At 38.8% G+C, this 21603-nt stretch carries 20 protein-coding genes; 19 read left to right on the forward strand and 1 reads right to left on the reverse strand.

What is annotated here, in order from left to right:
• Positions 1 to 48 precede the first annotated feature (48 nt).
• The 18 genes from HMPREF1639_RS08205 to trxB all read left to right on the forward strand — a co-directional run bounded on the left by HMPREF1639_RS08205 (position 49) and on the right by trxB (position 19063).
• The gene (locus tag HMPREF1639_RS08205; RefSeq protein WP_036765396.1) at positions 49 to 1275 is read left to right on the forward strand and encodes an ABC transporter substrate-binding protein; all 1227 of its coding nucleotides are present in this window, start codon (positions 49 to 51) and stop codon (positions 1273 to 1275) included.
• Positions 1276 to 1287: 12 nt separating this feature from the next.
• Positions 1288 to 1983 carry a GTP-binding protein gene (locus tag HMPREF1639_RS08210; RefSeq protein WP_036765399.1) on the forward strand — a complete coding sequence of 232 codons (696 nt, stop codon included), beginning with the start codon at positions 1288 to 1290 and terminating at the stop codon, positions 1981 to 1983.
• 16 nt (positions 1984 to 1999) lie between these two features.
• Positions 2000 to 2995 (forward strand): ATP-binding cassette domain-containing protein, encoded by a 996-nt coding sequence (locus HMPREF1639_RS08215; protein ID WP_036765401.1) that lies wholly within the window; start codon positions 2000 to 2002, stop codon positions 2993 to 2995.
• A 268-nt stretch (positions 2996 to 3263) separates the two neighbouring features.
• Complete coding sequence (locus HMPREF1639_RS08220) at positions 3264 to 4058, forward strand: class I SAM-dependent methyltransferase (RefSeq protein ID WP_036765404.1); 795 nt, start codon at positions 3264 to 3266, stop codon at positions 4056 to 4058.
• 237 nt (positions 4059 to 4295) lie between these two features.
• On the forward strand, positions 4296 to 4976 hold the full coding sequence (locus HMPREF1639_RS08225; RefSeq protein WP_036765406.1) for an alpha/beta fold hydrolase: 681 nt from the start codon (positions 4296 to 4298) through the stop codon (positions 4974 to 4976).
• A 139-nt stretch (positions 4977 to 5115) separates the two neighbouring features.
• Positions 5116 to 5610, forward strand: a complete 495-nt coding sequence (locus HMPREF1639_RS08230; protein WP_242847307.1) for an N-acetyltransferase — start codon at positions 5116 to 5118, stop codon at positions 5608 to 5610.
• Between the two features lie 243 nt (positions 5611 to 5853).
• Entirely contained in the window at positions 5854 to 6846 is a 993-nt protein-coding gene (locus tag HMPREF1639_RS08235) for an ABC transporter substrate-binding protein (protein WP_036765409.1), read from the forward strand.
• Positions 6830 to 7579: an ABC transporter permease gene (locus tag HMPREF1639_RS08240; RefSeq protein ID WP_084572502.1), complete on the forward strand. Its 750-nt coding sequence runs from the start codon at positions 6830 to 6832 to the stop codon at positions 7577 to 7579. The genes HMPREF1639_RS08235 and HMPREF1639_RS08240 overlap by 17 nt, the downstream gene beginning before the upstream one ends.
• Before the next feature lie 126 nt (positions 7580 to 7705).
• Positions 7706 to 8302 carry an ABC transporter ATP-binding protein gene (locus HMPREF1639_RS08245; protein ID WP_036765413.1) on the forward strand — a complete coding sequence of 199 codons (597 nt, stop codon included), beginning with the start codon at positions 7706 to 7708 and terminating at the stop codon, positions 8300 to 8302.
• Between the two features lie 192 nt (positions 8303 to 8494).
• Positions 8495 to 9697, forward strand: a complete 1203-nt coding sequence (locus HMPREF1639_RS08250) for an FprA family A-type flavoprotein (RefSeq protein ID WP_036765416.1) — start codon at positions 8495 to 8497, stop codon at positions 9695 to 9697.
• A 16-nt stretch (positions 9698 to 9713) separates the two neighbouring features.
• Complete coding sequence (locus tag HMPREF1639_RS08255; RefSeq protein ID WP_036765419.1) at positions 9714 to 10175, forward strand: deoxyuridine 5'-triphosphate nucleotidohydrolase; 462 nt, start codon at positions 9714 to 9716, stop codon at positions 10173 to 10175.
• Positions 10176 to 10402: 227 nt separating this feature from the next.
• The gene (gene nadA, locus HMPREF1639_RS08260; protein WP_036765422.1) at positions 10403 to 11317 is read left to right on the forward strand and encodes a quinolinate synthase NadA; all 915 of its coding nucleotides are present in this window, start codon (positions 10403 to 10405) and stop codon (positions 11315 to 11317) included.
• A 1-nt stretch (position 11318) separates the two neighbouring features.
• Complete coding sequence (locus HMPREF1639_RS08265) at positions 11319 to 12629, forward strand: L-aspartate oxidase (protein ID WP_036765425.1); 1311 nt, start codon at positions 11319 to 11321, stop codon at positions 12627 to 12629.
• Positions 12622 to 13446 (forward strand): carboxylating nicotinate-nucleotide diphosphorylase, encoded by an 825-nt coding sequence (nadC, locus tag HMPREF1639_RS08270; RefSeq protein ID WP_242847310.1) that lies wholly within the window; start codon positions 12622 to 12624, stop codon positions 13444 to 13446. The genes HMPREF1639_RS08265 and nadC overlap by 8 nt, the downstream gene beginning before the upstream one ends.
• A gap of 290 nt (positions 13447 to 13736) precedes the next feature.
• The gene (locus HMPREF1639_RS08275; protein WP_036765428.1) at positions 13737 to 14984 is read left to right on the forward strand and encodes a Y-family DNA polymerase; all 1248 of its coding nucleotides are present in this window, start codon (positions 13737 to 13739) and stop codon (positions 14982 to 14984) included.
• Between the two features lie 239 nt (positions 14985 to 15223).
• Positions 15224 to 16666 (forward strand): NADP-dependent phosphogluconate dehydrogenase, encoded by a 1443-nt coding sequence (gene gndA / locus HMPREF1639_RS08280; protein ID WP_036765431.1) that lies wholly within the window; start codon positions 15224 to 15226, stop codon positions 16664 to 16666.
• Positions 16656 to 18029 (forward strand): glucose-6-phosphate dehydrogenase, encoded by a 1374-nt coding sequence (zwf, locus tag HMPREF1639_RS08285; protein WP_036765434.1) that lies wholly within the window; start codon positions 16656 to 16658, stop codon positions 18027 to 18029. The genes gndA and zwf overlap by 11 nt, the downstream gene beginning before the upstream one ends.
• A gap of 107 nt (positions 18030 to 18136) precedes the next feature.
• Entirely contained in the window at positions 18137 to 19063 is a 927-nt protein-coding gene (gene trxB / locus HMPREF1639_RS08290; protein ID WP_036765437.1) for a thioredoxin-disulfide reductase, read from the forward strand.
• Positions 19064 to 19314: 251 nt separating this feature from the next.
• On the opposite strand, the gene HMPREF1639_RS08295 is transcribed toward trxB, so the two are convergent.
• On the reverse strand, positions 19315 to 20076 hold the full coding sequence (locus HMPREF1639_RS08295) for a PepSY domain-containing protein (RefSeq protein WP_036765441.1): 762 nt from the start codon (positions 20074 to 20076) through the stop codon (positions 19315 to 19317).
• Between the two features lie 86 nt (positions 20077 to 20162).
• On the opposite strand from HMPREF1639_RS08295, the gene trkA reads away from it, so the two are divergent.
• The gene (gene trkA / locus HMPREF1639_RS08300; RefSeq protein WP_330371711.1) at positions 20163 to 21593 is read left to right on the forward strand and encodes a Trk system potassium transporter TrkA; all 1431 of its coding nucleotides are present in this window, start codon (positions 20163 to 20165) and stop codon (positions 21591 to 21593) included.
• Positions 21594 to 21603 lie beyond the last annotated feature (10 nt).

A 21603-nucleotide genomic window follows, 5' to 3' on the forward strand; every position in this document is an offset into this window, starting at 1 on the left:
TGGTTTTTAGTGTATAGTATAAATATAAAAAATAGTGGAGGTAATAGTATGAACAAATATTTTTCAATAAACGACAAGATATATGATATAGTAGAAAAAAATCCGAGGGCCCTAGATTTCTTGACGGCTAATGGATTTGAGCAATTTATGGACAGGTCAATATTCGACAAGATGGCCAAGACTGTTAGTCTGTCAATGGCCTTGAAGTTAAAGAGGATGAATGTAGACCTATATGAAGAGAGGTTGGTGGCCTACTTGGACAGTGAATCTACCAGCGTAGATAGGGACCTGATTGAAGAAGTAAGTCTATCTAGGTCGGATATAAATGTAGAGGGTGTCCTACCTTGTCCAATCAGGATACCCCTATTAGAAGGCTTTGAAATGTGGCTAAAGGACAATAGGGATAAGTATGCCTATTCAATAGGCTATGAGCTAAAGTCTGCCAACCTAGGCTTAGACTGGATCAAGGACCAGGTCAAGACTGGTGATGTAGACCAGATACCAGATATATTGATGTCCGCCGGATTTGACCTATTTTTTGACAAGGAGTTAATGGGTCAATATCTAGATAAAGATGTCTTTGAGGCAGCAACAGATGAGATGAATAGTGATTTTTGCAATGACTATATAGACCTGAGAGACCCTAGCAAGAAATACCTGATAACGGGTGTAGTTCCAGCTGTATTTTTGGTGAATCTAGACGAACTAAAGGGAAGACCAGTTCCAAAGACTTGGGATGATATATTGGGTCCTGACTTTGAAGACTCTGTAGCCGTACCAATGGGTGACCTGGACCTATTCAATGCCCTAGTAGTCAACCTATACAAGGAATACGGCATGGATGGTATCACTAGACTGGCTAGGTCATATAAGAAGAGCCTGCACCCAGCCCAGATGGTCAAGGCAAAGTCAACTGGTAAGTCAGAAAATCCAGCAGTAAGTATAATACCTTACTTCTTTACCCAGATGATCCAGGGCAAGAACCAGCTAGCAGTTTGGCCTGAAGACGGGGCAGTGATCAGTCCTATCTTTATGATAGCCAAAAAGGACAAGAAGGAAAAGACCCAGCCAATTATTGACTTCTTTATGTCTGAGTCAGTGGGCAAGGTATTTTCAGCTAATGGAAAATTCCCATCAACAAATAAGCTAGTTGACAATGGCTTGACTCCAGACCAAAAGTTCAAGTGGGTAGGTTGGGACTTTATAGAAAATACTGATATAGGAGCCCTTTTAAGAGAACTTGAAGCAAAATTTAACGAAGATATTTTAAAATAGAGAGGAAGACTTATGAATTTAGTAGTATTTTCTGGTCCACCTTCATCAGGCAAGACCAGTGTAATTATAAAGACAATAGACGCCTTGAAACAGCAAGGCATAAAAGTAGGAGTAGTCAAGTTTGACTGTTTGTATACTGACGACGATGTCCTATATGAAAGGGCAGGAGTACCAGTAAGAAAGGGTCTGTCAGGGGCCCTTTGCCCAGACCATTTCTTTGTATCAAATATTGAAGAGGTAGTTCAGTGGGGTGTAGATAAAGACCTAGACCTACTTATCACAGAATCGGCAGGCTTATGTAATAGGTGTTCTCCATACATCAAGGATATAAAGGGTGTATGTGTGATTGATAATTTATCAGGTATCAATACACCAAAAAAGATAGGTCCAATGTTAAAGGCGGCAGATATTGTAATAATTACCAAGGGAGATATAGTATCCCAGGCAGAGAGGGAAGTATTTGCATCCAAGGTAAATTCAGTAAACCCAACAGCTATAACCATGCACGTAAATGGTCTAACAGGACAGGGAACCTATGAGCTATCGACCCTACTGATGGATGAAGAAAAGGAAATAGCTACAGTAAGGGGAATGAAGCTGAGGTTTCCTATGCCATCTGCCCTATGCTCATACTGCCTAGGAGAGACTAGGATAGGCGAACAATACCAGATGGGTAATGTAAGAAAAATGGACTTAGAAGACAAGTAGGATGAGGAGCATATATATGAATGAGTTAGAAAGATTGAAAATCGAGGACCTATTGGAAAAATACCCCTTTGTAGAGTCCTATTTTGAAGAAAATAAGTTAGATGTTAGTGGATTTGAAGAAAGTAGCTTTATAGAATTTTTAGAGCACTTCTCTAGGGAAGAAATTGAAGATATGGCCCTAGATTTAAACAAGATGGCCATAGACCTAGTAGAATACATAAAGCAGATGAAGGCGTTTTTGGGTATTGAGGAAGCTAATACTGTGGATGTATTGACTATTTTACCAGGACAAGACAAGTCTGGTGATAAGGAAGGCTTCGACAGGCTTGACATCAAGAAGTCAGAAATGATAGCCATAGTTGGACCAACTGGCTCAGGCAAGTCAAGACTCCTAGCTGATATAGAGTGGACTGCCCAGGCAGATACACCTACAAAGAGGACCATCATGATAAATGGCGACTATCCAGATAAAAAGTGGAGGTTTTCATCAAATAACAAGCTGGTTGCCCAGTTGTCACAGAATATGAACTTCGTCATGGACCTATCTGTAAGGGATTTCTTGGAGCTTCATGCCAAGTCCAGGATGGTAGAAGACTTAGATCAGACGGTTGATAAGATAATAGAAGAAGCTAACAGGTTGGCAGGAGAGCAATTTAAGATGGATACTCAGATAACTGCTCTTAGTGGTGGTCAATCGAGAGCCCTAATGATAGCGGATACAGCTATACTATCGTCATCGCCAATAGTCTTGATAGATGAGATAGAAAATGCTGGAATCGACAGGAAGAAGGCCCTTGAACTCTTGGTATCTTCAGACAAGATAGTCTTGATGGCAACTCACGATCCTACACTTGCCTTGTTGGCTGATAGGAGGATAGTTATAAAGAATGGTGGAATATCCAAGATAATAGAGACTAGCCAGGAAGAAAAAAAGAAATTGAAAGAACTAGAAGAAATTGATAGGGTGGTTCAAGAAATGAGACGAGCCCTTAGGTATGGTGAGATCCTCTAGTATAGATAATTTAATAGATTTTTAGCAGGATTGTATAAGGAAATATTTCTAGGGGCTTGCATGTAACCTAGAAATTTTTCCTTTTTTTATTTATGGTATACAGGTTTTAGATATATAGGAAAATTTTTATTTTACCATAGAGGATGTATGAGAAGCTTTCGCCATACTAAGTTGGGTGATTGAAAATAGTGATTGATTGGTGTTATAATAAGTAATAACAAATAACAACAAATAATAATTATTTGTAAGAGATAAAGGGAGGTATTGTATGAAGGTAAAGTTAGATGGTGTTGCGGAGACTCTTTTGATTACATTGCACGTTAGGGCCAAGGATGCCATGAGTGAAAATTCTATTTTGAATGATCAAAAATCTCTTGAGATTATGAGGGAGATTGATTATGATTTTAGTAAGTTTGATAATTCCAAGGCTTCTTTTTTTGGAACACTTGCTAGAGCTTGTGTAATGGATAGAGAAATTAAAAATTTTATCAATAGAAATCCAAGAGCGAATATTGTTTATATTGGTTGTGGACTAGATACTAGGTTTGAGAGGGTAGACAACGGTCAGGTAAGATGGTATAATCTTGATTTTCCTGAAGTTATAGAGATTAGGAAGTCTTTTTTTGAAGATAATGAAAGGGTTGTTAATATTCCTAAATCTGCTACTGATAGAACGTGGACGGAAGATATATTTATCAATGGTGAGCCACTATTAATAGTTTCTGAGGGAGTTCTAATGTATTTACAGGAAGATGAAGTAAGAACTTTCTTGAATATTTTAACTGATTCATTTGATGGGTTTGTAGCTCAGTTTGATTTAATATACAAAGAAATGGTAAACAAGGGCAAGAAGCATGGAACAGTAAAACATACAAATGCTGATTTTAATTTTGGAGTTACAGATGGCCATGAAATAGTAGACCTAAATCCCAAATTAAGACAGGTTGGTTTTATAAATTTTACAGATAAGTTGAAGACTTTTAAATTGGGTTGGTTGAGGTTGTTTCTACCAATAATAAGAAGGATGAATAACCGACTGTGCATATATGAGTACAGGAAATAGTATGTGAATACTCTTGTTGGTATGATACTAAATTAGACTTATGAGTGCATAAGAAGACTATATATATATTTATAATTAGGTTGACAGTTATTGAATAATCGAGAGTTTTTTGGTAAAATTTGATAAAAGATAGTAATATTTTATTTATATTTATAGATTGATGCAAATATTTATAAATAGTGAGTGAAGAGGGATTTGATCCAGGCTATTGGACAGCATGAGGAGGTAATTTTATAAATGTATATTAAGCATTTTTATATAGAAAAGGGAGTGGGTGAACCCCTGGTGCTCTTGCATGGAAATGGGGAAGACTCTAGCTATTTTGAAAATCAGATAGGGGAGTTTTCCAAATATTATAGGGTGATAGCCCTTGATACAAGGGGGCATGGAAATACACCAAGGGGAAGTGCGCCTTTTAGGATTAGGCAGTTTGCTGATGATTTGGCAGACTTTTTAGACAGGATAAAAATAAAAAAGGCAAATATACTTGGTTTTTCTGATGGGGCCAATATAGCTATGTGCTTTGCAGCAAAATATCCTGACAGGGTCTTGAAACTGGTCTTGAATGGAGGAAATCTAGATACAGATGGTATTGAAAAGGATGTTCAGGATGCTATAGAACGTGGTTATAGGTCTGCGAGGCTTCTTGCTGATCGAAGTGAAAAAGCTAGAAAAAAGATGGAGATCTTGGGCTTGATGGTGACTGACCCAAATATAAGCATAGAAGAGCTCGAAAAAATAGAGTCAGAAACTCTAGTTATAGCAGGTACAGAGGACTTGGTTAAAAAAGACCATTCAGAGTATATAGCTAGTCAGATAAAAAATGCTACTCTTAAATTTGTTAGGGGAGATCATTTTGTGGCAAAGGAAAATCCTTCTGAATTTAACCTTGCAGTTAAGTCATTTTTGAAGAGATAAGAGCAGTGCGTTGAAGCAAAATGTTTAAATTTCATAAATAGAAAATATGAGTAAGAAAAAAATTAAATGATTAAATGCAAAGTATAGGCATGAATAAAATATACGCAAAAATGAGATAAAGACAAAGGAGATTAACAATTTGAGCAATATACTTATAAGAAAGGCTGACTTAGGCCACATAGATTCAATAATGAAGATATATGAAGTTGCACGTCAATATATGATAAATACGGGCAATGACAAGCAATGGGGTATGACCTACCCATCTAGGCAGCTTATAGAAGAGGATATAAAGAGTAAGCATTGCTATATTTGTATAGGTGACGATGAAGAGATACATTGTGTGTTTATGTTGATCGAGGGGAAGGATCCGACATACGCCAAGATTGATGGAAAGTGGTTGAATGAGGACCCTTACAGCACTATACATCGTATTGCCAGCGATGGTAAGTATTCAGGTATGTTTGACAAGTGCATAGAATACAGCAAGAGCAAGTGCAATAATATTAGAATAGATACTCATGAAGATAATGCTACTATGCGCCATTTGATTGAAAAAAATGGTTTTGTAGAGTGTGGTATTATTTACACTAGAATGGGTGATCCTAGAATTGCCTACCAATTTACTATTTAGATTAGATACTAGATTAACAATTTAGTTTAGATAATTATCAGTAGGGATAGCAGAGAAAAGAGTATAAAAGCATACTTACACAGGATAAGAAGGCAGTACTATGTTGTAGGAGGTAAAATCGTGAAAAATAATTAGCAGATATATTGCAGATAGAATAATAGAAAATGTTGAAAGAAAATCACTCTTGTGATATGATTTCAATTAGGAAGAAATTTAAAAAATTTATACAAAGGAGTGACTTATATGAAAAAGAAATTATCTGTTTTTTTGGCAGCCTTACTGGTAATCACTGGCTTGACTGCTTGTGGTCAAAAGCAAAGTGTATCAGAAGAGCCTGCTGTTACTGCTAGGGTTGCAGCCCTAAAGGGACCTACTAGCATGGGTATGGTCAAGATGATGGCCGACCAAAAGGATGCCAAGGAAAAGGACTATGAATTTACAATCGCCGGTTCGCCGGATGAGATAGCACCAAAATTTTTGAAGGGGGACTTCGATATAGCAGCCCTGCCTTCAAATTTGGCATCAATTCTTTACAACAAGAGCCAGGGAAAGGTCCAGACCCTAGCTGTTAACACACTGGGAGTCCTATACTTGGTGGAAAACGGCGAGTCCATCAAGTCTATAGCAGACCTAAAGGGCAGGACAGTATATTCTAGCGGTAAGGGGGCAGTTCCAGAGTATGCCTTTAACTACATTCTCAAGGCAAATGGTCTAAACCCAGATACAGACCTAAAGGTCGAATACAAGTCTGAGCATACGGAAACTCTAGCAGCTCTTATTGGTGACAAGTCTGGAGTGGCAGTTTTACCACAGCCATTTGCTACAGTTGCCAGCCTAAAGAACAAAAAGCTTAGACCGGCCCTAGACCTTACTAAGGAGTGGGACAAGGCAGGCAAGGATTCTAAGAGTGCCATGATTACAGGAGTGGTAGTTGTAAACAAGGATTTTGCAGCCAAGTACCCTGAAAAGATTAAGAAGTTTATGGCTGACTACAAGACATCAGTGGACTATACTAACAAAAACATTGATGATGCAGCTAAGTTGATAGAGGAAAATAATATAGTTCCTGCAGCAGTTGCCAAGAAGGCTATACCACAGTGCAATATTACCTACATAGATGGGTCTGATATGAAGGACAAGTTGAGTGGGTATTTACAGGTCCTATTTGAGGCAAATCCTAAGTCTATAGGAGGCAAGATGCCTGCTGATGATTTCTACTATGTACAAAAAAACTAGTAAACTTTATATACTGGCTATAGTCTTTTGGTTAGCTATATGGCAAATAGTCAGTTCATTGATAGGCCAGGAGATACTTTTAGTGTCTCCTGTTTCTGCTTTGCTAAGGTTGGGGAGCCTGGCCTTAGAAGTAGATTTTTGGAAGACGGTGTGGTATTCGTTTTCTAGGATTAGCCTGGGATTTTTATTGGCCTTTATTCTCGGCATAGTTATGGCCTTGATGGGGGCAGTCTATAGGTGGTTTAGGATATTTTTGGAGCCCCTAATGGCTACTATTCAGGCGACTCCAGTGGTTTCTTTCATAATACTATGTCTGATATGGATATCGTCAAAAAATTTGTCGATTCTTATATCTTTCTTGATGGTCCTACCGATTATATATACCAATGTATTGACTGGTATTGATAGCCTTGACTCATCACTTAGGGATATGTCGCAGGTATTTAGGATGAAAAAGACCAAGATTATTAGGTATATATACCTGTCAGAGGTCTATCCTCATCTTAGGTCTGCTAGCCGAGTTTCCTTGGGACTAGCATGGAAGTCAGGTATAGCTGCAGAGGTAATAGGTATGCCTAATATGTCTATAGGAGACAACCTCTACCAGGCCAAGATTTATTTGAGTACGGGAGACCTATTTGCCTGGACCCTAGTCATTATTGTGCTAAGTGTGGTCTTTAGGAAGGTTTTTATGAGCTTGATAGACAAGTTAGTTAGTGTTTTGTCTGTATAGTATCTTGTCTGCAGAATATCTTGTTTGCAGAGTATCTTGTATGTATAATATCTTGAGCACAAGGAAGTATTTTAAAGAATCTATTTGGATGTAATTATTTTGTATAAGTTTCTATAAGGTGGTATTATGGATATTTTGGTAGAAAAATTGAATAAGTCCTATGGATACAAGCTGGTCCTGAGGGATTTTACTGCTGCTTTCAAGGAAGGCAGTGTAAACTTTATCACTGGTCAATCGGGTATAGGCAAGACTACTCTTATTAGGATTTTGATGGGGCTAGAGGAGTACCAGTCCGGAAGTATAAGCGGTCTAGATGATAAGAGGATTTCGGCCGTATTTCAAGAGGACTGTCTTTGTGACAGCCTCAGCCTATATAAAAATTTGGCCATGGTTGTCGATGGTGACTTGGAAAAAAATTCTGAGCTAGCTTCCTTATTAGACTTGTTTGGTCTCGCTTCCTATGGGCATAAGAGAGTTGCTAGCCTGAGTGGTGGTATGAAGAGGAGGTTGGCCATTGTCAGGGCCCTTGTATATCCACATGAGCTTATGATTATGGATGAGCCTTTTAAGGGCTTGGACCAGGAAAATAAGGCTAGGGTAATGGAAAGAGTCGGACATTATTTGAAGGGGAAGACAGCTATAATTGTTACACATGACATGAGGGAGATAGATTTTTTTAGGTCTATGAAAGGACTTACTATAAGCGAGATAGACCTAAAATAATATTAAGCTGAGGGTCTTAATATGAGACAAATAGCCACGGAAAATGGTAGGCTAAAAGTAAAAATATGAATAATCTGAAATTTATATAAATAGTGGTAGAAGCTTATAATTTATTGTATAATATAGGGTAGGAATAGTTTGTATGTTAAATAAAATTTTAAATATGGAATTGTTGAAGGAGGAAAATAGTTAATGAATACAGTTAGTGTGGAAATATTAAAAGACTTGTACTATATGGGAGTAAATGATAGAGATACAAATCTTTTTGAAAATATGTGGCCTTTGCCAGAAGGTGTAGCCTATAATTCATACTTGATAGTTGATGAAAAGACGGCTCTACTTGATACTGTAAAAATCACTAAGGTTAATGGATTTATTGAAAATTTAAAGAAGAATCTAGATGGTAGAGATCTAGACTACCTGGTAATCCACCATATGGAGCCAGACCATTCAGGATGCTATCTATCAGTCCTAGATTTATACCCAAACCTTACTTTTGTAGGTAATAAGAAGGCCAAGGCTATGTTTAAGGACTACCTAGATATGGAGCCTGAAAACTTCCTAGAAGTGAAGGATGGAGACAGCTTGTCACTAGGTAATAGAAACCTTACTTTTGTAAATACTCCTATGGTTCATTGGCCAGAATCAATGGTTAGTTATGAAACTACAGACAAGGTCTTGTTCTCACAGGATATATTTGGAGGTTTCGGAGCCCTAAATGGAACAATATTCGATGATGAAATGAACTTTGACTTCTTCAGAGACGAAATTAGAAGATACTATTCAAATATAGTTGGTAAGTACTCTAAGCAGGCAGCCAAGGCCCTTCAGAAGGTCAAGGCCCTAGATATAAATGTTATATGTCCAGTTCACGGTATTGTTTGGAGAACAAATCCAGACGCTATAATTGACGAATACATCAGATTAGCTAACCAGGTTAATGAAGAGGGTGTAGTTATAGCTTATGGTTCTATGTATGGAAATACAGAAAAAATTGCAGATACACTAGCTAGGTATCTTGCTGAGGAAGGCATCAAGAACGTAAAGGTGTTTGATGTATCTAAGACTCATGCATCATATATACTAAGTGAAATATGGAAGTACAAGGGCATGATACTAGGAAGTTGTACATACAACAATTCTGTATATCCTAATATGAACCAACTACTTTATACTCTTAAGATGAACAAGTTATCAAACCATGTCTTAGGAATATTTGGTTCTTACGGATGGAGTGGTGGAGCTGTCAAGGAATTGACAGAATTTGCATCTGAAGGTGGTAGTTTCGAGGTTCTTCCAACAGTTGTTGAAGCCAAAGGAACTATGAAAGCAGAGGATGATGAAGCACTTAGAGCTATGGCCAAGGAAATGGCTGAAGCCCTAAAGAATAACTAGAGCGAGGGGTAATTAGATGAGAGGTTTTCAACTAGTTTCAGCTCAACACAGAAAGCACCCTGAGTGTAATATTGTTATGCCTCAAAGGGGTACAGCCAGGTCAGCCGGCTATGACCTATGTACGCCAGTTGATATAGTGATACCTGCTAGAGGTCAGTCAGGTGTGATTTTTACTGACATAAAGGCCTATATGGAGGCTGATGAAGTTTTGACTACCCATGTCAGGAGCTCTATTGGTATGAAGAGGGGCTTAGTATTGGCTAATACTACTGGTATAATAGACTCAGACTACTATTCTAATCCAGACAATGATGGTAATATCGGTTTTATGCTGAGGAATTTAACCGATAAAGAAGTTGTTATAAAGGCTGGAGAGAGGGTTATACAGGGGATATTTATAAAGTACTTGATCAGTGATGACGACCAACCCAAGTCTGAAGAAAGACTAGGTGGAGTTGGGTCTACTGGTAAAAAATAAATGAAAAGGCTTTAAACTTGCATCTATTAATGCTATAATAAGTTTATGTGCATATGTACGTAACAAAAGTCTAAAAACGAAAAAAAGATCTAGAAAAATCTTCTAGGTCTTTTTTTTTCGCCTTTTTCTATTCACTTTTCGGCATATGTATAGTATTATGTATATGTGAATGTATATACATATAGTTATATATAGATTAAACAAGTTTTATGTGCTGAGGAGGGTATATGGATAAGGATATTGAAATTTTAAAAGAGAAGATTTTGCGTTTGAAAGAGGAGAAGGATGTGCTAATCCTTGCTCATTTTTATGCAAATAGTGAGGTACAGGATATAGCTGACAAGGTTGGAGACTCTTTCAAGCTAGCCAAGGATGCCCAAAATGCTAATAATAAAATTATCTGTTTTTGTGGTGTCAATTTTATGGGAGAAAGTGCTAAGCTATTAAATCCGGATAAGAAAATACTGATTCCAGACATCAATGCTGGCTGTGCCATGGCTGATATGGTAAATTTAGATGATATAGATAGGGTAAGGGAAAAGTATGAGGACCTAGCTATAGTTTCATATATAAATACAAAGGCGGATGTAAAGTCAAAGAGTGACGTCTGTGTGACATCTTCAAATGCTATGAAGATAGTATCTGCCCTACCTAACAAGAATATATATTTCTTGCCTGACAAGAATTTAGGCTCTTATATTGCTGACAAGATGCCTGACAAGAATTTTATCTTCCATGAGGGCTACTGCAAGTACCACAATTTTGTGGATTATGAAGAGGTAAGGGCCTTGAAGGAAGAGTATGGATATGATGTGCTGGTACATCCTGAGTGTACTAGTCAGGTAGTTTCACTTGGAGATTGTGTAGGTTCTACCAAGGCTCTTTTGGACTATGTTGAAAAGACCAAGAAGTTAGGTTATATAGTCTGTACAGAAGAGGGTATACTGTATCAGATGAATAAGGTGTCACCTGATAGTGAATTTATAATACCTAGGTCTATGAAGCCATGCAGGGATATGAAGAAAAATAGCCTGGAAAACCTCTATAGGGTTTTGCTAGATGAAGGACCAGAAATTATTCTAGATGAGGCTATGATGGAGAGGGCTAGTCTGCCCCTTAAAAAGATGATGGAGATGAGTTAAAATGAAGAATTTTTATGATGTTGTGATAGTCGGTAGTGGAGCAGCAGGTCTTTCTTGCGCCCTAAAATTAGACCCTGATTATCATATATGCTTGATATCAAAAAAGGGCCTTTCAGAAGCCAATTCATATCTGGCTCAGGGGGGGATATCAGCCAAGCTAGCCGATGAAAACCTAAATGACTATATTGAGGATACCCTAAAGGCAGGTCATTATGAAAATGATGTGGATGTAGTAAGGGATATCTTGGATAATTCCCTTGATGTAGTCAAGGACTTGGTGGACTATGGTGTTGATTTCGATAAAAATAGTGATAAATCCTATAACCTACACAAGGAGGGTGGTCACAGGTTACCTAGGGTATATCACGTTGGAGACTTTACTGGTAGGTCCATATGTGAGGCCATGGCAGAAAATGTAAAGGCGAGAACTAATATAGAAATATGTGAAAACACTACCTTTTATGACCTGATTGTCGAAGGCGAAAAGGCTGTAGGTATAAGGGTCTTTACTAAAGATGGCTACAAGAATATATATGCTAGGGCAGTGGTATTGGCTACAGGTGGCATAGGTGGAATATTCAATTCATCTACCAATTACAAGTCGGTGTCTGGAGAGGCCCTATCCATAGCCATGAAGCATGGTGTAGAGCTTTCTAATCTGGAATATATACAGATACACCCGACTGTCCTATATGATGAAGCCATGGGCAGGCATAGTTTGATTACAGAGGCCCTAAGGGGAGAGGGTGGTATACTTCTCGACGTAAATGGAAATAGGTTTATTGACGAGCTACTACCTAGGGATGTGGTCAGCAAGGCCATAAGTAAAAAGATGGAAGAGGACCATAGTGATTTTGTCTACCTATCACTGGAGAATATCAAGAATAGGGACAAGGTTGACCAGACCTTCCCAACAGTCTTCCAGGCCTGTATGGACAAGGGGATAGATATCAGGCATGATATGATACCTATATGTCCGGGCCAGCACTATCATATGGGTGGTATCAAGGCCAAGATAGATGGTAGGACTAGCATGGCAGGCCTATATGCTGTAGGTGAGACTTCGTGTACGGGATTACACGGCAAGAATAGGTTGGCATCTAATTCACTTTTAGAGGCATGTTTCTGCGGCATGAGGTGTGGCGAAAATATAAATGTTTGCCTACCAGAATTTAAGGCTCATATGGAAGAAAATACAGAAACTAGGAAGATTGACGATATAATTGATGACTACCATAGGATTTTGGTGGATACAATCAAGGAAAGGAACCATGATTTTTATGAATACTGGCTTAAAAATGAAAATGCTTGATAAGATAAGGGAAAGCTTGATGGAAGACATTACCTACAAGGATATCAGCGCAGATGCCATTATAGATGAAGATAGGATGGCAAGGGCAGACCTGATAGCCAAGGAGGATGGAATAATCTGTGGCTTGGAGGTTTTTTATGAAACCTTCAGGATCTTGGACCAAGATGTCAAGTTCACCACTTCCTATAAAGATGGACAGAGGGTATCTAGGGGAGATAAGATAGGTCTAGTTGAATGTAGGGCCCAGGCTATGCTCTTGGCTGAAAGGACGGGCTTGAATTTTCTTCAGAGGATGAGTGGTATAGCCAGTATGACTAGGCTGATGGTGGATAGGCTGGGCGATGAATCTGTGAGCTTGGTTGACACTAGAAAGACTGCCCCAGGGCTTAGGGTCTTTGACAAGTATTCAGTAGAGGTCGGCGGTGGAAAAAACCACAGGTACAACCTATCCGACATGGTCATGCTAAAGGATAACCATATAGGTGTGGCCGGTGGTATCAGGCAGGCAGTGGAGATGACAAGAGACAAGCTATCCTTTAGCAAAAAAATAGAGGTTGAGGTGGAGACTATAGACCAGGTTAGGGAAGCACTAGAGGTCGGCTGCGATATTATAATGTTGGACAATATGTCTCTAGACCAAATAAGGAAAGCTGTTGGCTTGATAGGTGACCAGGCTCTTATAGAGGTTTCTGGAAATATTAGCCTAGACAATATTGGGTCCTACAAGGGACTGGGAGTAGATATTATATCTTGTGGTGCCCTTACACATTCTGTAAAGGCCCTAGATATTAGTTTGAAAAATATGAAGATTATTTAATTGTATATTTAAGTCCTTACGAGAGCCAAATAAGGCTCCTGTAAGGGCTTTTTTTGTATAAAAATTTAAGTTGGTTAGTAGGATAAAAGCGAGCCCTAGCTTTAAGTTTGTGAGATACAAGATTTAATTTTTTCATTTACAGATTGGAGAATAAGGTGTAATATATAATTATAGAACATATGTTCGAAAGAGTAAGGGCATAGATATAAATACGAATAGAAATACAAATACAAATACAAATACAAATACAAATACAAATAGAGATAGATTTTATAGTGGGGGGTGCTTGTGTGAAGGACAAGGTATTTTTTCATATAGATGTGAATTCTGCCTACCTGAGTTGGGAGGCTGCCAATAGAAAAAGGTTGAATATAGGGGGTCCAGACCTTGTAAATATTGCATCTGCTATAGCAGGTGATCCGGATAGAAGGTCTGGCATAATTTTGGCCAAGAGTCAGTTAGCCAAGAATTTTGGTGTCAAGACTGGTGAGCCTGTGGGCATAGCCAGGTCCAAGTGCCCCAATATATACCTAGTTCCACCCAACTTTGATACATATGTAGACTACTCTAATATGTTGATGGAATTTTTGAGGACCTATTCCCCAAATGTATACCAATACTCTATAGATGAGGCCTTTTTGGATATGACTGGTACGGAGAGGTTATTTGGAGACCCTATAGACTGCGCCAATACTATAAGACAGAGGGTCAGGGACGAGCTGGGATTTACTATAAATGTGGGGGTTTCTGACAAGATGGTTTTAGCCAAGATAGCTGGAGACTTTAGCAAGCCAGACAAGACCCATAGGCTTTTTCAGTCAGAGATAGAGGAAAAGATGTGGCCTCTTCCGATTGAAGATTTATTTTTCGTTGGGAAAAAGACTTCCAAGAAACTGAGGAGTCTGGGTATAGAAACTATCGGACAGCTAGCCAAGACAGACATCAAGTTTATGAAGAGGCATTTCAAAAAGCACGGTCAAGTCATCCACAACCATGCTAATGGTCTAGATGGATATGACTTTTTCCGCAAGCTGACCACCAACAAGTCGGTTGGAAATTCTACCACTACATCCAGTGATATCAACAGCTACGAAGAGGCCAAGCATTGGATTTTGTCTTTGAGCGAAACAGTGTGTGCTAGGTTGAGGAAGAAGGAACTCACAGCAGGTGTAGTATCTTTAGAGCTAGTGGACAAGGACTTTAATCGCTGCCAGGCTCAAAAATCTCTGGGTTTTAGAACAAATAAGGTGAGTGACGTATATGAGGTATCCTGTAAAATTTTCAAGGATATATGGTCTGGTAGGCCCATCAGGCATATAGGCATAGCTACTAGCAAGGTCGAAGAAAAAAATTCTGACCAACTTAACTTTTTTAGTCAAATATCCAGCAAGGAGGAAAGGCTATATATAGCCATGGACGATATTAGGTCCAAGTATGGTGATGATTCTATCAAGAGGGCTAGCTTCCTAAAGGGGGAGGCAGGACATATGGAGGGGGGTACATCCAAAAATAAAAAGAACGGTTTGGTATACTTATAAAAAATAAAATGAATGGCCCAGAAGAAATCTGGTCCTCAGATGGTATAGTGTATTTCTAGCGTCTAAAAGAATAGTTTGGTATATAGATAGTATAATTTAGTGTATAGCACAATGAGAATAAAATTCAAAAATATCCAGATAGGGCTTGTCGTAATGATTAAAGCCCTATTTTTTGGTGTATAAGGATAATATGAATATTATACAAAGAGTAAAGGTGTATATGAAAGCGAGGAATATAGATGAATAATAATATAGGTGTAATTGGCCTATCTGTCATGGGCATGAACCTAGCCTTAAATATGGCAGACAAGGGCTATAAGGTTTCTATCTACAACAGGACGACTTCAGTTGTGGATGATGTAATGAGGGACCATGGGCATGAAAATTTTACCCCAACCTATGACCTTAGACAATTTGTTAACTCACTAGAAAGCCCAAGGAGGGTCTTTCTCATGATCAAGTCTGGCAAGCCTATTGATATGGTGATAGACCAGTTGATAAACCTACTAGACGAAGGAGATATCATAATAGACGGTGGTAATTCATTTTTCAAGGACACTATCAGGAGGACGAATTACCTAAAGGAAAAAAATATACACTACCTAGGAGTGGGTATATCAGGTGGTGAGGAAGGTGCTAGGTTTGGTCCAGCTATAATGCCTAGTGGTGACAGCAAGGCCTATGAATATGTCAAGGATATATTTGAAAATATATCAGCCAAGGCCTATGGAGAAGCCTGCTGTAAGTATATCTCTACTGGAGGATCTGGCCACTATGTCAAGATGGTCCACAATGGTATAGAGTATGGAGATATGCAGCTGATTAGTGAGGCCTATATGCTACTAAGGGATGTGGGAGGCATGGACAATGCCCAGATACAGGAGGTATTTGAGGCCTGGAACAAGAGCGAGCTAGAGAGTTATCTGATAGAAATAACTGCAAATATACTAAAGGTCAAGGAGGCGGACGGCTCTTACCTAGTAGATAAGATTATGGACAAGTCAGCCCAGAAGGGTACAGGCAAGTGGACCAATTTAGAGGCCATAGACCTAGGCGTAGATGTGTCAGTAATCACTGCAGCCCTAAATGCTAGATATATGTCTGGCCTAAAGGATGAGAGGGTCAAGATGGAAGGCATAATAGGCAAGAACCAGCCTGAATTTGCAGGTAAGAAGGACATCTTGGATGTGATGGGACTTTCAAGGCAGGACCTTGTTGACATAGTCAAAAATAGCCTATACGCTTCCAAGATTGTATCCTATGCCCAGGGCTTCAAGCTGCTTAGTGCAGCAGAGGCCGAATATGGTTGGGATTTGAATTTTGCAGAAATAGCCAAGATATTTAGGGGTGGATGTATAATTAGGGCCAAGTTCCTAAACGATATATCGGCAGCCTTTGACCAGGACAAGGGTGTGGAGAATTTGTTGATGACAGACTTCTTCTCAAAGGAAATTAATGATAGGCTAGCAGACTTAAGAAAGCTAGTGGCTATTGGGGCCATGGGTGGTATACCGATAACTGCTATGTCAGCAGCCTTGGCTTATGTGGATACGTATAGGTCATCAAGACTAGGTGCTAATATGGTACAGGCACAGAGGGATTATTTTGGGGCCCATACATTTGAAAGAGTAGATGTAGATGGAGTATTCCATCATGATTGGATAGGTGAACATGAAAAATAAGGGAATAATAATATTTGGAGGAACAGGGGATTTAGCTTATAGAAAGCTACTTCCTGCTTTATACAATTTGCATTGCCTAGGGCTACTACCAGATGACTACAAGATAGTAGGTGTTGGTAGGAGAGACTATAGCAATGAAGACTATATTGAGATTATAAAAAAGTGGACTAGTGAATTTTCTAGACTCAAGTATACAGAAGAGGATTTTATTGCCTTTTCAAAGAGGATTATCTACTACCAGATGGATATGACTAAGGTTGCCAAGTACAGAGACCTATTGGCTGACCTAGATTATGTAAATGGTAGGACAGAGAGTGGATGGACCTATTATTATGCAGTTCCGCCTAAGATTTTCGGCTTTATAACTGACGGAATCAGGCTGGCAGGATGTCCTCTAAAGGGTGCCAAGGTAATAATAGAAAAGCCATTTGGTGATACTATGGATGCAGCAGAGTATATTTACAAGAATTTGAAACAGTGCTTCTCACAAGAAAATATATTCTTTATAGACCACTACCTAGGCAAGGAAATGATAATAAATATAATGACCCTAAGATTTGCCAATGCCATCTTCGGAGGTATATGGAATAGGGACTTTATAGAAAAGGTGGAAATAAATGCCTTTGAAGAGGTAGGAATAGGCACTAGGGGTGGTTACTATGATAAGAGTGGAGCCATGGTGGACATGGTACAAAACCACCTATTCCAGATTTTATCTATAGTGGCTATGGAAAAGCCAGTAGATGATTCAGCTGAGGCCATAAAGGATGCCCAGACTAGGTTATTCAAAGAATTAAAGGATATAGAGGACCCTCACAAGATAGACCAAATTTTGGTCATGGGCCAGTATAAGGGTTACCTAGAAGAAGATAAGGTAGATCCAGAATCTACTACAGAGACATATATTTCTCTTAAGATGGCTGTAGAAAACGACAGGTGGAGGGGGGTTCCTTTCTACTTGAGAACAGGCAAGAAGATGGGCCAGAAGAAGAGTGAGGTAGTAATTACCTTCAAGTCTACTGGTGAGGGTGTCCAGCCGAATAAGCTGGTAATAGAGATACAGCCTGACGAGGGTGTCAAACTGGACTTCAATATAAAGAAGCCGGGAACAGAAAACACAGTAGAAAAGGTTGATATGGACTTCTGCCAGAGTTGTGTACTAGAAAACAGACAGAATACACCAGAAGCCTATGAGAGACTTTTGATGGCAGCCATGAATGAGGATAGGAGCCTATTCTCACAGTGGAACCAGATAGAGATGTGCTGGAAGTACATCAATAGAATAATAAAAATATACCATAGGTTCTCTGACAAGCTACACATATATGAGCCAGGCCAGGAAGGTCCTATAAATAATTTTTAATCGATACACAAAGAGACAAAAATGTACTATAATATAAGGATGGTGCATATGATATAAAAAATTACATTTTAAAAGTTAGACAGGAAGACAAATTTGGAGGTAGAAAAATGAGTGAAGTTAAGGTGCATGATATAGTTATAATCGGTAGTGGACCAGGAGGTATGACAGCTGGTATTTACGGTGGAAGAGCAGAGTTGGATACAATGATCTTGGAAAAGAACTTCCATGGTGGCCAGATGGTTTCTACTACAGAGATAGAAAACTATCCAGCCCTACCAGATACTAATGGCATCCAGCTGTCAAATGATATGTTGGCCCATGCCAAGAAGTTTGGTGCAAAGATTGACTACAAGGGAGTAGATTCAATAGAAGTACTAGAAGATGGTACAAAGAAGTTGATGGCAGGTGGTGAAGAAATCTTAACTAAGACAGTCATCCTATCCATGGGATCTACACCAAGAAAGTTGGGTCTAGACAAGGAAGATAAGTTTACAGGGAGAGGCCTAGGTTACTGTGCAACATGTGATGGTGGCTTCTATAGAAACAAGGTAGTAGCAGTAAACGGTGGTGGAGACACAGCTGTTGAAGATGCCCTATACCTATCAAGGATAGCATCTAAGGTATACCTAATCCATAGAAGGGATGAACTAAGAGCCAACAAGACACTACAGACAAGGCTAGCAGAGTCAAATGTAGAGGTTGTATGGAATAGCACAATCAAGGAAATCTTAGGCGAAGAAAAGTTGACAGGTGTAATAACTGTAGACAAGACTGACCAGTCAGAGAGGACTATAGAGCTAGACGGGCTATTTGTAGCCATAGGTGGAATACCTACTTCAGGTCTAGTAGATGGCTTGGTTGAATTAAACCCACAGGGCTACATAGTCACTGATGAAGATTGCCAGACAAGTGTAGATGGTATCTATGCGGTTGGTGATATCAGGGTCAAGTCTCTAAGACAGGTAATAACAGCAGCTGCAGATGGGGCTATAGCAGTTCATGCAGCAGAAAAATATATACTAGAGCACCAGTAAGGCTATAGGGACACTAGTCTTATTAGCAGTAAGAAATAAAAATTTAAAGCTTAGAAGAGCTTATACAAGTAAGGACCGAAGATTCAGAAATGAATCCTCGGCCCTTTTTAAGTATATTTATTTTGTGGTATATATCTAGCCCAAGAGGCCTTCTAAAAGTATTTTTAGACCTATACCTATCAGGATAAGTTTTCCTCTTTCATACTCTTGACTCCTTAATCATGTTTTCACCTATAAGGGCCAATAGTTTATTATTCTTGTACTTCTTGTGTAGGGGTACTAGTAGCAGGTTCGCTACTAGGAAGGTTATTTTCTCCAACCTTGTCTTTAGAGTTAGTCTTGATAGGCTCTAGGTCAGCCTTTGTCAGCTTTTTACCTGAGTTTGCATCTACCATTACTGTCTCAGTGTTTTTGACATCTCCATCATACAATTTGAATGAGAACACATTCTTGCCGTTTTTTGCAAACAGCCTATATGAAAGGACCTGAGAATACTTTTTGCTAGAAGCCTTCGCAGCAGCACTTGCAGCCTTGTCCACATCCATAACTGGTACAAAGTCTAGTAGGTTGGCCTTGGCTTCAGCAGAGGCTGGTCCATTTTCTGTTTTTCCTAGTATATCACCAGTCTGGGCATCTATAGTCAATACCTGGCTGATACCCTTCTTTGATATTACATCTAGGGTATATATGTACTTCTTTTCAGTCTGGTCCTTTTGCTTGTCGTCCTTGCTGTCATCAGATTTTACAGGTATTTCTTTTTCTCCTAGACTGACAGAAGCCACACTGCCCGCCTTTTCTACTGTTGTGAATTTTAGCATAGCAGCTTGTAGTCCTATTAGTTTTTCGGATTTTAGCTCATTTACTAGGCTAGGTCCTGTTGGTTCCTGCTCATTACTAGAGCCAGACTTGTTATTGCCACATCCAACCAAAGATACAGCCAATATAGAGCACATTGAAAGTGCCAACAAATTTTTGCCTATTTTTTTTCTTATATTATTTTTTGAAGTTTTCATATGTCCCTCCTCATCAAATTTTAATAAATAATACGTATATTATACTATACTAAAATCTAAAAGTCAGTAAAGTACTAAAAAAAAGTTTGAGCATATGGTATAATAGTCAGATAAAGAGAATAAATCCATTAGCTTGGTGGAAGGAGAAAAAAGTGAAAATAGTAATAATAGGTGGAGGAAAGGTTGGTTCTAAACTGTCTGAAGAATTGTCTAATGAGTCTCATGATGTAACAGTGATAGAGAAGGATGTAGATGTAATCAACAGGATAAATTCTAACCAAGATGTCGCCTGCATAAACGGAAATGCTATTAACTATGAGATCCAAAAGGAGGCCGGTGTAGAGAGTGCTGACCTGCTGATAGGATGTACCTCATCTGATGAAATAAATATGTTTTCTTGCCTATTTGCAAAGAAATTAGGAGCAAAGAATACTATAGCCAGAGTCAGAAATCCCGAATACTATAACCAGTTAAATTACATAAAGGAAGAACTAGGTCTAAGCATGGTAATAAATCCTGAGTACGTTGCAGCTAATGTAATTTCAAGGATATTGAGGTTTCCGTCTGCAATTAAGGTAGAAACGTTTGCCAAGGGTAAGGTCGAATTAATGGAGTTTAAAATATATGAAAATTCTAAACTACCAGGTATGCAGATGAAAGACTTGGTAGGAACTTTTGGTGTAAAAATACTTGTTTGCGCAGTGCAGAGGAAAGAAGATGTATTTATACCAGATGGTAATTTTAGCTTTGAACCAGGTGATAAGCTAAGTATAGCGGGTAGTCATGCAGACTTGGAAAAGTTCCTAAAGAGGGTAGGTGGTCTCAAGAGAAAGGTCAAGACTGTTATGATAATAGGTGGGGGCAAGATAGCCTATTACCTATGCAAGAGTCTTGAAAATATAAATATTAAGACAAAGATTATAGAAAGAGACCTAAAGACTTGTCATTTCTTGGCCCAGCACCTACCTAGGGTAGATATAATATACGGGGATGGTACGGACAACCAGCTCTTGGAGGAGGAAGGAATCAATGATGTAGATGCCTTTGTATCTCTGACAGGTATAGATGAGGAAAATATCATTATGTCCATGTATGCAAATTCCAAGGGAGTTTCAAAGGTTATTACCAAGATTAGTCAATCTACCTTCAAGGATATGACAGATACCTTCAATCTAGATACGGTGATATCACCTAAAGAGTTGACATCTACAAGGATACTCCAATATGTCAAGGCTATGAATAACTCATACGGCAGCCAGTTGAACTCTCTATACAGGATAGTAAACGACAAGGTAGAGGTTCTGGAATTTTCAGTAAATGCTACTGGTAGGATAGTAAATCAACCGCTTAGGGATTTGAAATTTAAAAAGGGGATGCTGATTGCTTGTATAGTGCGTGATGGCAAGATTATAATACCAGGTGGCGACGACAGGATCCTGGTTGGAGATAATATTATAATTGTGACTTCAAGCCTTAGGATAGCTGATATAGAGGACATATTAAAGCGAAATGTATAGGTTTATTTAG

Origin of the sequence: Peptostreptococcus sp. MV1 (assembly GCF_000758885.1) — a bacterium.
Lineage (GTDB): Bacteria > Bacillota > Clostridia > Peptostreptococcales > Peptostreptococcaceae > Peptostreptococcus.